Annotated in this window: 11 protein-coding genes and 1 pseudogene; 1 reads left to right on the top strand and 11 read right to left on the bottom strand. The window is 71.6% G+C overall.

Going from position 1 to position 13,026, the window contains the following annotated elements; translation table 11 throughout:
* Positions 1–352 precede the first annotated feature (352 nt).
* Genes ACIHCQ_RS37225 through ureA form a run of 5 tightly spaced genes read right to left on the bottom strand, consistent with a single transcriptional unit; the run spans position 353 to position 4,725 of the window.
* Entirely contained in the window at positions 353–964 is a 612-nt protein-coding gene (locus ACIHCQ_RS37225) for a TetR/AcrR family transcriptional regulator (RefSeq protein WP_399672718.1), read from the bottom strand.
* Positions 961–1,230 (bottom strand): hypothetical protein, encoded by a 270-nt coding sequence (locus ACIHCQ_RS37230; RefSeq protein WP_399672719.1) that lies wholly within the window; start codon positions 1,228–1,230, stop codon positions 961–963. Before ACIHCQ_RS37230 ends, ACIHCQ_RS37225 begins: the two co-directional genes overlap by 4 nt.
* 9 nt (positions 1,231–1,239) lie before the next feature.
* Complete coding sequence (locus ACIHCQ_RS37235; protein ID WP_399672721.1) at positions 1,240–2,289, bottom strand: agmatine/peptidylarginine deiminase; 1,050 nt, start codon at positions 2,287–2,289, stop codon at positions 1,240–1,242.
* 25 nt (positions 2,290–2,314) lie between these two features.
* The gene (locus ACIHCQ_RS37240) at positions 2,315–4,024 is read right to left on the bottom strand and encodes an urease subunit alpha (RefSeq protein ID WP_399672723.1); all 1,710 of its coding nucleotides are present in this window, start codon (positions 4,022–4,024) and stop codon (positions 2,315–2,317) included.
* Positions 4,021–4,725: an urease subunit gamma gene (gene ureA, locus ACIHCQ_RS37245; RefSeq protein ID WP_399672725.1), complete on the bottom strand. Its 705-nt coding sequence runs from the start codon at positions 4,723–4,725 to the stop codon at positions 4,021–4,023. The genes ACIHCQ_RS37240 and ureA overlap by 4 nt, the downstream gene beginning before the upstream one ends.
* A 147-nt stretch (positions 4,726–4,872) precedes the next feature.
* On the opposite strand from ureA, the pseudogene ACIHCQ_RS37250 reads away from it, so the two are divergent.
* Positions 4,873–5,130 (top strand): annotated as a pseudogene (locus tag ACIHCQ_RS37250) (transposase); the annotation flags it as partial.
* 63 nt (positions 5,131–5,193) lie between these two features.
* Here the strand turns inward: ACIHCQ_RS37250 and ACIHCQ_RS37255 are convergent.
* The 6 genes from ACIHCQ_RS37255 to ACIHCQ_RS37280 form a co-directional block, all read right to left on the bottom strand.
* Entirely contained in the window at positions 5,194–6,018 is an 825-nt protein-coding gene (locus ACIHCQ_RS37255; protein ID WP_399672727.1) for an ABC transporter ATP-binding protein, read from the bottom strand.
* Entirely contained in the window at positions 6,018–7,859 is a 1,842-nt protein-coding gene (locus ACIHCQ_RS37260) for a dipeptide/oligopeptide/nickel ABC transporter permease/ATP-binding protein (protein ID WP_399672729.1), read from the bottom strand. Before ACIHCQ_RS37260 ends, ACIHCQ_RS37255 begins: the two co-directional genes overlap by 1 nt.
* The gene (locus tag ACIHCQ_RS37265; RefSeq protein ID WP_399672731.1) at positions 7,849–8,880 is read right to left on the bottom strand and encodes an ABC transporter permease; all 1,032 of its coding nucleotides are present in this window, start codon (positions 8,878–8,880) and stop codon (positions 7,849–7,851) included. Before ACIHCQ_RS37265 ends, ACIHCQ_RS37260 begins: the two co-directional genes overlap by 11 nt.
* Positions 8,877–10,304, bottom strand: a complete 1,428-nt coding sequence (locus tag ACIHCQ_RS37270) for an amidase (RefSeq protein ID WP_399672733.1) — start codon at positions 10,302–10,304, stop codon at positions 8,877–8,879. The genes ACIHCQ_RS37265 and ACIHCQ_RS37270 overlap by 4 nt, the downstream gene beginning before the upstream one ends.
* Before the next feature lie 125 nt (positions 10,305–10,429).
* Positions 10,430–12,010: an ABC transporter substrate-binding protein gene (locus ACIHCQ_RS37275; protein WP_399672735.1), complete on the bottom strand. Its 1,581-nt coding sequence runs from the start codon at positions 12,008–12,010 to the stop codon at positions 10,430–10,432.
* A gap of 265 nt (positions 12,011–12,275) precedes the next feature.
* Positions 12,276–12,959 carry a TetR/AcrR family transcriptional regulator gene (locus ACIHCQ_RS37280; protein ID WP_399672737.1) on the bottom strand — a complete coding sequence of 228 codons (684 nt, stop codon included), beginning with the start codon at positions 12,957–12,959 and terminating at the stop codon, positions 12,276–12,278.
* Between the last annotated feature and the right edge of the window lie 67 nt (positions 12,960–13,026).

Genomic DNA, 13,026 nt, shown 5'->3' on the forward strand with positions numbered 1-13,026 from the left:
TGGCGGTGAAGAAGCCCTGACAGACCGGGCAGGTGTGGGCGGCCGGGGGTGCCGGTGGGAGTCGGTGGGCTGCGGCCTTGCAGCGCAGGGATGCGGCGCGGCGGCCGCGGCCGTTCCGGTGAGCGCGAGCAGCAGCGCCGCCCCCAAGGAGACGCCTGACACACGTGCGACTCTCAGCATGTTCCCCTCTGTCTTCCCCGTGTCCCCGCGTTTCCCGTGTCCCGGCGTCCCGTGGACGCTCCTCCCCCGGCTCCACCGGCTCCCCCCAGTTCGGCGCCGGGGGCTCCTACGAGGCAAACGCACCACGCGCTACAGGGTCAACCGCAGTGCTGCGTACAACCTGGACGTGGACTCAGGAGTCCGCTAGGAGGCCGTCGTCCAGGAACTCCCGTACGTGGCGCATGACTTGCGCCCGGTCCGTGCCCCGCAGCCCGATCGCCACATGGATGGAGAACCCGTCGAGCAGTGCCCGCAGCCGGGCGGCGAAACGGTCCGGGTCGACCGGCCGGAAGTCGCCCCTCGACACCCCCTCCGCCAGCAGTGCCACCAGGTCGCGGTGCCAGGCGCCCTCGATCGCGGCCTGGCGGTCGCGGGCCGCGTCGTCGGCGTTCTGCGAGCGGTTCCAGACCTCCAGCCACAGCGTCCAGTGCGGGTCCCGGTGGCCGTCGGGCACGTACAGGTCGACGTACGCGTCAAGCCGCTCACGCGCGGACGTGGTGCGGGTCAGCAGTCGGCCGCGCTCGGCGCCGAGCCGGCCCTCGCTCCACTCCAGGGCCTGGAGCAGAAGTTCGTCCTTGGAGCGGAAGTAGTAGAGGAGATGGCCGCTGCTCATACCGACCTCACGGCCGAGCGCCGCCATGGTGAGCTTCTCCAGGCCGCGCTCGGCGATCATGTCCATGGCGGCGGCGAGCACGTCCTCGCGGGGCGGAGCGGGGGTGCGGCGGCGGGCTCCCCGGGCGGTCATGCCGCACTCCCCGGCGCACCGCAGCAGCCGATCTCCTGCGAGGCGGGGTCGGCGCAGAGACGGCCGCGGGTTTCCTCGGCGTGGACCACGAAGGTGTCGCGCGGCCCGGCGGTCATCATGAACCCCGGCCCGTCGGGGTCCCCCATGGAGCCATTGGGGTTCTTGCGGCCGTCGTGCTCCGGGCGGGTCGGCACCTCGGGCAGGAGCCGCAGCCGCAGCGGCCGGGGCAGCCGTGTTCCGCGGGTGACACAGGTCAGCACATCCACCCGTAAGTTCTACCTGACCACAGCCCTCGGCTGCTGCTGCGTGACGCAGTGGATGCCGCCGCCGCCCGCGAAGATCGCCCGCGCGTCCACCAGTGTCACCGTCCGCTGCGGGAACAGCCGGCGGAAGATGCCGGCCGCGATCTCGTCCCGGGGGTCGTCGAAGCCGCACAGGACGACGCCGCCGTTGCAGAGATAGTGGTTGATGTAGGAGTAGTCGGCCCAGTGGCCGTCGGCCTCCAGGACGGTCGGGGCGGGCACCTCGACGACCTCCAGGCGGCGGCCGCGGGCGTCGGTCTGCGCCTTCAGCAGGCCGACGACCTCCTGCGTCACCTCATGGTCGGGGTGGGCCGGGTCCGGCTGCACATGGGCCACGACCACACCGGGACGGGCGAACGCGGCGACGATGTCCACATGGCCGAGGGTGCCGAAGCCGTACGGGGGGTAGTCGCCGGTGAGGCCGCGCGGCAGCCAGATCGCCTTGCGGGTGCCGAGGTGGGCGTGGATCTCGGCCTCCACCTGCTCGCGGGTCCAGTGCGGGTTGCGTTCCGGCCCGAGCTGGACCGTCTCCGTCAGCATGACCGTGCCCTCGCCGTCGACGTGGATGGCACCGCCTTCGTTGACGAGTTCCGAGGTGTACGTCTTCGCCGAGCCCGCGAGGTCTGAGACGTACACGGCGATCTTCGCGTCGTGCTCCCAGCGCGCCCAGTCCTGAGCACCCCAGCCATTGAACGTCCAGTCCACGGCAGCGAGTTCACCGGCGTCGTTGGTGAGGAACGTGGGCCCGATGTCGCGCATCCAGGCGTCGTCGAGGTCCCGCTCGACCGTATCGATGCCGTGCCCGAGCAGAGCGCGCGCCTCGGCCGACTGTCCGGGGCCGCACACCACCGTCACCGGCTCGAAGCGGCGCACCGTACGGGCGACCGAGGCCCAGGCGATGCGCGCGGCGGCGAGGTCCTCGGGGTCGTCGAAGGTCGGGTTCGGGCCCGGCCACGCCATCCAGGTGCGCTCGTGCGGGGCCCACTCGGCGGGCATGCGGAAGCCGTCGGCGGCAGCAGACATGAGTGTTCCTTACAGGCTGTGACATTTAAAAGAAATACAGGCGGTTGAGGGAGACGGACTCGGCGGGCTCGGAGCGCAGCGGCTCTCCGTCGAGCGTGACCAGCCCCGTGCGCGGGTCCACATCGACCGTTCCGGTACGGGAGTTGAGGCGCAGGTCGGCCGGCCCGATGCCGCGCGTGCCCCGTACGGCGACCCTGCGGCGCCGGCTCGGCATCGTGTCGCCTCCCTGGTCGACGGCCGCCTGGGCGACGAAGGCGACCGAGATGTCGGCGGGCGTGGCGCCGTGGGCCCCGAACTGCGGGCCGAGGACAAGGGGTTCGCAGGCGTCGGTGGCGGCGCCCGGGTCACCGACCACGCCGTACGCCGGGAAGCCCGCCTTGAGCACCAGCTGCGGCTTGGCGCCGAAGTACTCCGGCCGCCACAGCACGATGTCGGCGAGCTTGCCGACCTCGATCGACCCCACCTCGTGGGCGAGGCCGTGCGCGATGGCCGGGTTGATCGTCAGCTTGGCCATGTAGCGCAGGACGCGCTCGTTGTCGTGGTCGTCGGGTGCGCCGAACTCGGCCTTCATCTTCCCGGCCATCGCAAACGTACGGCGGACGGTCTCGCCGGCCCGCCCCATCCCCTGCGCGTCCGACGACGTGATGCCGATCGCGCCCAGGTCGTGCAGCACGTCCTCGGCGCCCATGGTCCCGGCGCGGATGCGGTCGCGGGCCATGGCGGCGTCGCCGGGCAGGTCGGTCTTGAGGTCGTGGACGGAGACGATCATGCCGTAGTGCTCGGCGACGGCGTCCCGGCCGAAGGGGAGGGTGGGGTTGGTGGAGGAGCCGATGACGTTCGGGACGCCGGCCATCTTCAGCACGTTCGGGACGTGTCCGCCGCCGCAGCCCTCGATGTGGAAGGCGTGGATGGTCCGGCCCTCCAGCACGCGCAGGGTGTCCTCGACCGACAGGCATTCGTTCAACCCGTCGCTGTGCAGGGCCACTTGGACGTCGTGTTCCTCGGCGACACGCAAGGCGGTGTCCAGGGCGCGCGTGTGGGCGCCCATGTCCTCGTGCACCTTGAGGCCGGACGCGCCGCCCTCGGCGAGGGCCTCCACCAAGGGCGCCGAGGAGGACGACGAACCGCGCCCGAGGAAGCCGATGTTGACCGGCCAGGCGTCGAAGGCGTTGAACGCGTGCCGCAGCGCCCACGGCGAGTTGACCCCGACGCCCCACACGGGCCCGAACTCCTGCCCGATGATCGTGGTGACGCCGGAGGCGAGCGCGGCTTCCATGACCCGCGGCGACAGCAGGTGGACGTGGGTGTCGACGGCTCCGGCGGTCGCGATGAGCCCCTCGCCGGACACGATCGAGGTCCCGGTGCCCACGACGACGTCGACCCCGTCGAGGGTGTCGGGGTTCCCGGCCCGCCCGACCGAGCAGATCCGGCCTTCTCTGATCCCGATGGAGACCTTGCGGATCCCCAGCACCGCGTCGATCACGACGACGTTGCTGAGGACCACGTCACAGGTCTCCCGGACGGCGGCCGCCTTGAGGTGCAGTCCGTCCCGGGCGGTCTTGCCGAACCCGGCGAGGAACTCGTCGCCGTAGCGCTGGGAGTCGGACTCGACGCGGATCGTCAGGCCGGAGTCGCCCAGCCGGATCCGGTCGCCCGCGCGCGGGCCGTGGGTGGCGGCGTACTCGTACGGGCTGAGGCTGCGGGCCTCTGCGGGGTGGCCTCCTGGGCGGCTCATCGCTCGACCTCCTGATCAGGTGTTTGCGGTATGCCGAGGTAGCCGCAGGCGGCGGCGCGGCGCAGTGCCTCCTCGCGGGCGCCGGGCGCGTCCAGTGCCCCGTCGACCAGACCGGCGAACCCGATGGCGATCCGGTCGCCCCCGATGGGCACCAGCCCGACCTCGAGGCTCTCCCCCGGCCCGAACCGCACGGACGATCCGGCGGGTACGGCGAGCCGCATCCCGTAGGCCCTCTCCCGTGCGAAGGCGAGCCGCGGGTTGGCCTCGAAGAAGTGGAAGTGGGAGGTGACGGAGACCGGCACCGTGGCGGTGTTGGTGACCGTCAGCCGGACGGCCGCCTCGGGCTCGGCGTGCTCGGGTCCCGGCAGCAGCGCGCCCGGAGCCCGCTCACCGAGACTCCCGCCGATCGGGTCGCTCACGACCGCGAGCCGCGAACCGTCGTCGAAGACCGCCTCGACATGCACCTCGGTGACGACGTCCGCCACACCCGGCAGCACGTCGTCCGGGCCGAGCACGGATCTGGCGCGCTCGACGGCCTCCGCGAGCCGGGCACCGTCGCGGGCGGCCTCGCAGACGGTGTCCGCGATCAGCGCGGTCGCCTCCGGCACGTTGAGCCGCAGACCGCGGGCGCGGCGGGCGCGGGCCAGCTCGGCGGCTCCGAAGAGCAGCAGCCGGTCACGCTCCGTGGGAGTCAGTCTCATGCCGCAAGCACCTCCTCGCTTCGCTCATATTAGAGCATCACTCTAAACATGGAATGCCTGGAGTGAAGTGTTGACTCAGCCAATCCGATCCCCCACTTTGCACGTCGCTCTAATCTTCGATACGCCTCAGGCGGCCGATCAAGGGGTGAGATCACCGGCCATCTCGGCTATGACAAGGACGATGCGGCCGGAAAGAACGGCGGCAACTTCCGCAACGGCACCTGCACCAAGACCGCGCTCACCGACGTTGGCCCAGTGGAGACAGCCGTGCCCCGCCATCGGGACGGCTCGTTCGAGCCGAAGATCGTCAAGAAGCGGCAGAGGCGGCTGTCCGGCGTGGACGAGATGGTCATTTCCCTTGCGGCGCAGGGGCTGACGACCGGCGAGGTCCAGGCCCACAGCGCCGCACGACCCGCCGACCGGCATGGGCCGGTCGGCGGGCTGGAAGCCGCACCGCGTCCGGTCGATTCACTCCGTGGCGGGCTCGTCGTCGAGGCGGAACCTCGGGTCGCCCGGTACGGACGCGAGGAGTTGAGCGGTGTACGGGTGGTTCGGCGCGGCGAAGGTGGCTCCGGTCGGGCCGAGCTCGACGAGGTCCCCGTGCAGCAGGACCGCGACCGTGTCGCTCACGTGCCGGACGACGGCCAGGTCGTGCGAGATGAACAGCATCGTCAGCGAGAGCCGGCGGCGCAGATCGGCGAGCAGGTTGAGGATCTCGGCCTGGGTCGTCAGGTCGAGGGCCGAGGTGATCTCGTCGGCGATGACGAACCGGGGACGCGGTGCGAGGGCCCGTGCGATCGCCAGCCGCTGCCGTTGGCCGCCGGAGAACTCGTGCGGGTAGCGGTCCATGTCGTCCGGGTCGAGGCTCACCTGGCTGAGCAGCTCGGCGATCCGGGCCCGGGCCGGTTTGACCCTGGCCCGGACCGGATCGAGTGCCTCGGCGAGCGACTGTGCGACGGTGCGCCGCGGGTCGAACGAGGAGTACGGGTCCTGCGGAATCATCTGGACCATCGCGGCTCCCGCCCGTCCGCGCGAGGTGCGCAGCGGGGCGTCGTCCACGAGGATCCGGCCGCTCGACGGCCTGTGGACGCCGACGAGTGTCCGCGCGAGCGTCGTCTTGCCCGACCCGGACTCTCCGACGAGTGCGAGGGTGCTGCCCCGGGGGATGTCGAACGAGACTCCCTTGAGCACCCTGCGGGCCGCGGCGCCGTGGCCGAGCTCGACGGTGAGATTCTCGACGCGCAGCAGCGGGGTGGCCGCCCGCGGGTCCGGTGTGGTGGCGGTGGCGGACATCAGCGGCTCCCTTCCGCGGCCGGGGGGCGGTCCGCGGCTTTGTCGGAAAGGTCGTCCGACGGCGCCCCGCTCGGCTGCGCCGCATACGCGTCGGCCGTCCACCGGACGGCGCTGAGGGTTTTACCGGCCTCGACCGCGGCGGGCGTCGCCGCGAGCAACGCGCGGGTGTACGGGTGGGTGACCGTCCCCCGGCGGAGGTCGCCGCCCGTCGTCCGGTCGACGACCCGGCCGCCGTGGAGCACCAGGACGGTGTCACAGAGCACGCCGACCACGCCGATGTCGTGCGAGATGAACAGCATCGCCGTGCCGTGCTCGCGGTTGATGCGCCGGAACTGCCGCAGCACCTCCGCCTGGACGGTGACGTCGAGGGCCGTCGTCGGTTCGTCGGCGATGAGCAGCCGCGGGTTCGTCGTCATCGCGGAGGCGATCGAGGCGCGCTGGAGCATGCCGCCGCTCAGCTCGTGCGGGTGCTGGCGCAGCCGCCGGTCCGGCTCGGTGACGTGGATGTCGGCCAGGGCGCGGACCATGTCCTGCGCGGCCTGACGCCGGGGCGTCCCCAGATGCACCCTGGCCACCTCGGTTAGCTGGGTGCCGAGCCTCAGCGCGGGGTTGAACGTGCCGATCGGGTCCTGGTAGACGATGCCGATCTCGGTCGCGAGGCGTCGCTCCGGCGGTGTTCCGAGCAGGTCGAGGTCGCCGAGGGCAAGGCGCGACGCGCTCGCCCGCACACCCTCGGGGAGCAGGCCCGCGACCGCCATGGCGATGGTGGACTTGCCCGAGCCCGACTCCCCGACGAGGCCGACGATCTGCCCGGCCCCGATGGTGAACGACACATCGTCGACGAGTGTCCGGTCGCCGGCCCGCACGGTCAGCCCAGCGACGGTCAGCAGGCAGTCCGGCTCCGTGCCGGCCGCTGACCCCGAACCGCCCCACGCCTGAAACGCCGCAGGCGCCTGTGCCGGAGCGGCCGGTCCCGCCGCGTCCGCCGTCTTGGCCGGTGCGGGCGCTGTGCCGCGGGTTCGCGGGTCGACGAGTGAGGCCACGCCGTCTCCGAGGAGCATGGCGCCCACACCGGTGACGATGAGCATGATCGACGGAGCGAGGACGAGCGACGGCTGGGCGAAGATCGACGGCAGCGCCTCGTTGAGCAGCCGGCCCCAGTCGTACTGCGGGGTCTGCACACCGAGGCCGACGAACGACAGACTGCTGATGTCGAGCAGGGACAGGGTGAAGCTCGAACTGAGGAGCACCAGCAGCGGCCCGCTGATGTTCGGCAGGACGTGCCGGCCCAGGATGCGCAGGCCGGGGACGCCGAGCAGGCGCGCGGTGAGGACGTAGTCCTTGTCCGCGACGGTCGCGGCGAGATTCGCCGTCAACCGTGCGAACCCGGGGACGCCGGCGACGGCGATCGCGACGATCGCGGACCCCATGCCCGGTCCGAGCACCGCCGCGATGACGAGGGCGAGCACGAGCGAGGGGAAGGCCACCGCCGAGTCGATGAGCCGCAGACAGGTCTCGCGCAGCCACCCGGGTGCCAGGTGGACCAGCGCGCCGATCGCGACGCCGAAGACGAACGAGACGGCGGTGGCAGCGGCGGCCATGAGCAGGGTGAGCCGGGTCGCGACGAGCGCCCGGGCGAGGACGTCACGGCCGAAGGCGTCGGTGCCGAGGAGATGCTCGGCACCGGGCCCCAGCCGGGTGTCGTCGGTGAGGGTCTCGGCGGAACCGCTCAGCAGCGGCGGGGCCACGAGGGCGACGAGGAGGAGCAGTCCGAGGATCACGGCGCCGGCCAGCAGCGACGGGTTGCGGCGCCATGGGCGCACGGTCTTGTCAGTGGCCACGACGACCTCCCTCAAGGGTGCGGGGGTCGACGATCCCGAGAACGACGTCGACGAGGAGGTTGACGAGCAGGGCGAGCATGCCGACGACGAGGATGATGCCCTGGATCACCGGATAGTCCTTGTAGATGATCGCCTGGACGATCTCGGTGCCGAGCCCTGGGTAGGTGAAGACGTTCTCCAGGATGATCGTCCCGCCGAGCAGGGACGTGAGGACGAGACCGCTCAGGGTGAGGACACTCGTCACGAGGTTGGGCAGCGCGTGGCGGAGGTGGAGACGCACGGATCCCAGGCGGTGGCCGCGAGCGGTCCTCATGTAGTCCTGGGCGAGCACCGAGGCCGTCTCCTGCCGGACGACCCGGGCGATGGCGAAGGCCGGGCCTGTGCAGAGCGCGGCGATCGGCAGGACGAGCGCGCTCGGTGTCGTGGCGCCGCCGGCCGGCAGCAGCCCGAGGCTGATCGAGAACAGGACGATGAGCAGGGTCGCGAGGACGTAGACCGGCGCCGACGCGAGGAGCCCGGCGACCGTGCCGAATCCGACGCCGAGCCGGCGGCGGCGTCCGTCGCGGGTGAGGACACCGACGGTCATGCCCAGCGGGACGGCGATGACCAGGGAGAGCAGGACGGCCGGGATGACGAGCTGGACGGTGTACGGCAACCGGGTCCCGACGATGTCCGCGACCGGGGTGTCGAACCGGAACGAGGTGCCGAGCCGTCCGGACGCGAGGTCGCCGAGGTAGTGGACGAACCGCGTCGCCATCGGCTCGTCGAGGCCCAGCCGTTCGCGTATCGCCGCGAGCGTGGCCGGGGACGAGTTGGTGCCGGCGATCGCCCGGGCCGGGTCCCCGGGCAGCAGAGGCACGATGAGGAACGTCACGAGGACGAGCAGCAGCATGGACATCAGCAGGCCGCCCGCCCGGCGGACGGCGAACCCGGCCCAGCCACCGCCCAGCCGCAGCCGGGGAACGCGCCGGACGGGTGCGGTCGGCAGCGGTCCGGTCGGGACCGCGGTTCCGGCGCTCACAGCGCCACCGCGAGTGCCGCGTCGTCCGGGTGCCGCTCGTGCCAGCGGAACCGCGGTTCGAGCTGGGCCGACAGGCGCAGCAGCGTCGCCTCGTCGTAGGGCGCGCCGATGAGCTGCGCGCCGACCGGCAGCCCGTCCGCGGTCGTGTGGACGGGCAGCGAGATGGCGGGCAGTCCGGCGATGTTGACGAACGCGGTGAACGAGACCATCCGGGTCTCTGTGGCCCGCGGGCCGTCCGGGTCGGAGTTCGCCTCGTCGTACACGGGGCCGACCGGTGGCGCCACGACCGCCGTGGTCGGGGTGAGGAGAACGTCGAAGTCCCTGCCCCACTGGGCGACCACGTCGCGTGACTCGGCCTGCAGGAGCGCCGCCGTCCGGGCGTAGTCGCCCGCGCTGACCTCAAGGGCGGTCTCCCGGCGGCGCCGGATGTAGGGGTCCACCGCGTCGGGATCGTCGACCTCGATGGCGTAGGTGGAGGCACTGATGATCGTCCAGGTGAAGCCCATGATCGCCTCGTACGAGAACATCTTCGGGCGGGCCTCGACGACGTTGTGTCCCAGGTCGCGCAGTGCCTGTGCGGCCGTCAGCGCCGCCGTTCGGCACTCCTCGTCGACCGGCAGCCCGGTCGGCGCGTCGAGGAGCAGGCCGATCCGCAGCCGCCCGGGATCGGCGCCCACCTCCTCGATGTACGGGCGAGCCGGATCGGGCGCGCTGTACCAGGCGAGCCGGTCGGCACGGCCCATGACGTCGAGCATGAGGGCCGCGTCGCGCACGGTGCGGGTGATCGCGCCTTCGGTCGTCGAGTGTTCCCAGCCCCGGACGAACGCGGGCACGCGTCCCCGGCTCGGCTTGAGGCCCACGAGGCCGGTGACGGACGCCGGGACCCGGATCGATCCGCCGCCGTCGCCGGCGTGCGCCACCGGGGCGAGCCCGGCCGCGACGGCCGCCGACGCGCCGCCGCTCGACCCGCCGGAGGTGTGCGCCAGGTTCCACGGGTTGCGCGTCTTGCCGTGCCGGGCGTTCTCGGAGACGGTCAGAGCGCCGAACTCCGGCGAGTTCGTCCGGCCGAGGGGGATCGCGCCGGCATCGAGGAGGAGCTGGACGTCGGGGTCCGTGACGGTCCGCGGGGTGTCCCGGATCGCCAGTGAGGACATCGTGTTGGGTTGCCCCGCGAGGGAGCTGAGGTCCTTGATGGGGATGGGGACGCCGTGCAGCGGGCCGAGCGGTTCGCCGCTCAGCACCGCGCGCTCGGCCTTTACGGCCGCCGCGCGCACGGCGTCGGTGTCGAGCCAGACGACGGCGTTGACGGCGGGGTTGATCCGCTCGATGCGGTCGAGGTAGGTCTCGGCCACCTCCACCGGACTGACCTCTTTCGTGCGCACGAGGTCGGCGATCTGCTGGGCGGTACTGAATGGGTCGATCACCTAAAGGCTCCTGTCGGAAAGTGCGAAAGGCTCGGTGCGGGGCGCCGGATCAGCGCGGGGATTCCGCGTGCCGGACGGCCGGTCCGGCACGCGTGGGTCTCCGCCGCGTGCGGGCGGCCCGTCCGTCAGCCGGTGACGCGCAGGATGGGGTCGTCGAGCGAGCCGCCGAGCATCTGTGCGCTGAATCCCTTGCGCAGCGCGTAGATGAACGGGTCGTTGACCAGCGGCACCGCGTCCACCTGCGAGATCAGGGCCTTGGCGGCCTTCTGGTAGGCGGCGCAGCGGGCCTCTTCGGTCGTCGCCTCGGCGCCCTGGGCGAAGGCCTTGTTCACCACGGGGTTCTTCACCGCGCCGAGGTTGCCGCCGCCTTCGGGGACAGTCGGGCCCACGAAGTGGGCGAGCGGGTTGGCGAGGCTGCCGAGGAAGTTGAGGTCGGCGAAAACCGTGAGGTCCCAGGCGTCAGGCTTGCCGAGCACGGTCCCGAACCAGGTCCCGACGTCGACGTTGGCGAGGGTGACGTCCGCGCCCGCGGCCCGCAGCGCCTCCTGGATGTACTGGTTTCCGGCGCCCGCCGGCCCGACGACCTGGGGGCCGACGAGGCGGATCTTCTTGCCCTTGAGCACGCCCGCCGCCGCGGCCTTGTCCGTCGGTACGAGGAAGGAGGAGCCGGGGTCGTTGCAGGGGACGCCCTTCTGCACGAACATTGTCGACGGCTCACCCGTGTCCTTCGAGACGACCTTGGTGAAGGCGGCGCGGTCGACGGCCTGGGCGACCGCCCGGCGGGTGGCGACGTCCGCGAAGACCGTGCCGGGTCGTTCGTTGAAGAGCAGGTAGAAGTCGGAGAACCGGCTGACGCTCACGCTGTGGCCGGCCACGCCGTCGAAGCGCGGGATGCCGGAGGCGTCGATCTTGCCGATGTCGAGCTGGCCGCTCGTCACGAGGTTGCCGGTCGCCGTCGGGTCGGGCGAGACCAGGTACTCCAGCGTCGCGGCGACCTTGCCGGAGATCCTCGTACGCCAGGCCGGCCACGCCTTGTACTCCGGGCGAAGCGTGTAGGAGTACGAGACACCGGACTGGGACTTCTCAAGAAGGTACGGGCCGGACTGGGAGCCCTTGGCCTTACCGGTGGCAAGGGCCTTGAGGTCCTTGAGTCCCGCCGGGCAGACGATGCCCGTGCTCGCGACCGACAGGCCGGTGACCATGTCGCCCCACGGCCTGGTGAGCGTGACCTTCACCGTCCGCGCCGTGTCGTCGGCGGTCACTTTCACCGTGTTGCCGGGGCCGAAGACCGTGGGGAGATCGGGCGCCGCCGTCTTCGGGTCGATGTAGCGGTCGAGGGAGCCCTTGACGACCGTCGGCGTGATCGGCGTCCCGTCGGCACAGGTCGCGTCGGCGCGCAGGGTGAAGGTGGCCGAGGTCGGGGTGTTCTTCCATTTGGTGGCGAGCCCGCCGACGAGCCCGCCGTCGTCCTTGCGCACCAGGGTGTCGTAGCTGTTCCGGGCGAGCTGGTAGTCCGGCAGGGACAGGGCCTTGGCCGGGTCGAAGCCGGCCGGCACGTCGATCGTCGTCCGGATCTTCGTCGCCGTGGCGGCATCGCCGCCGCTCGGGTCTCCGGACGTCGCTCCCGTGGTGGTACAGCCGGCGAGTACGGCCGTCATGGCGACGGCTGCGGTCACAGGGACCGCGCGGGTACGGGTCTGGCGCATGGGTGCTCCTGGAGAGGGATGTCGCGCTCGGCGCAGGTCGCACGGAATCGGGCGGGACGAGCGCAAGCAGTTCGAGGTGGAGGCGGTGCGCGCGGCGCTCGGTGGACGCCGCTCGGGAGCGAGCCGTGGAGCACTCGGTGTGGAGAGGATGCCGCTAAGTGAACGGCGTAGTCAATAGCGTTAACTATCTTTCCGCGCGCGACGCTTGCCACTGATTCCGGCCGCAGAAACGCTGCTGGGCGGTGGCCGCGAAAACTGACGCGTGTCAGTCGCGCGGGAGCGTCGCCGCCTCTGCCTCAAGGGCCGCGAGGAGGATGTCAATCTGGCGGTGGAAGACGTCGGTCATGTCGAGGCTGCGCAGGTACTCCTTCGCCGCCTCGGCGTAGGGGAACGCGTCAGGATCCGCCGGCTGGTACTCCTGCACCCAGTTGACCTCTGCGCCGAACCGCTGGTTGACGAGCCGCCAGGCGTTGTTGCTCGCCATGGCGAGAATGAAGTTCGAGAACGCCTGGTAGTGCAGGACGGCCTCCCGGCCGCGCCAGCCGCCGCGGTGGAACGCTTCCAGGACGGCGTCGACGGCACGCAACTCGTGAACGCCCCGGGTGACCCTCCCCATGCAGAGCGCGGCGGCCGCCGGGTGATCCAGCGCGGTGTTCCAGGCACGGGTCGCCAGGTCCCGCAGCGACTCGGCCCACGACTCGTGCGGCTCGTACCCCTCCAGGGAGATCCTGTCGAGCTCGTCCGCGACGGCGATCATGATGTGGTCGCGGTTCGCGAAGTACCGGTAGACCGCGGTCGCGGAGGAGGACAGCTCCTTGCCGAGTCGCTGGAAGGTCAGCGCGTCCGGCCCGGCCTCGTCGAGGATCCGCAGCGTGGTCCCCACGATGAGCCCCTGGGAAAGGGTCCCCCGCTGGAGCCGCTTCGTCGACCGGCCTCCGGCAACTGCCACGCGAACGCCTCCCTCGGACGGACGGCGAGCACACGCTGCCGCAGCCTGCGCCTCCTTGCCGACGACA

Origin of the sequence: Streptomyces sp. NPDC052236 (assembly GCF_044548015.1) — a bacterium.
Classification (GTDB): domain Bacteria; phylum Actinomycetota; class Actinomycetes; order Streptomycetales; family Streptomycetaceae; genus Streptomyces.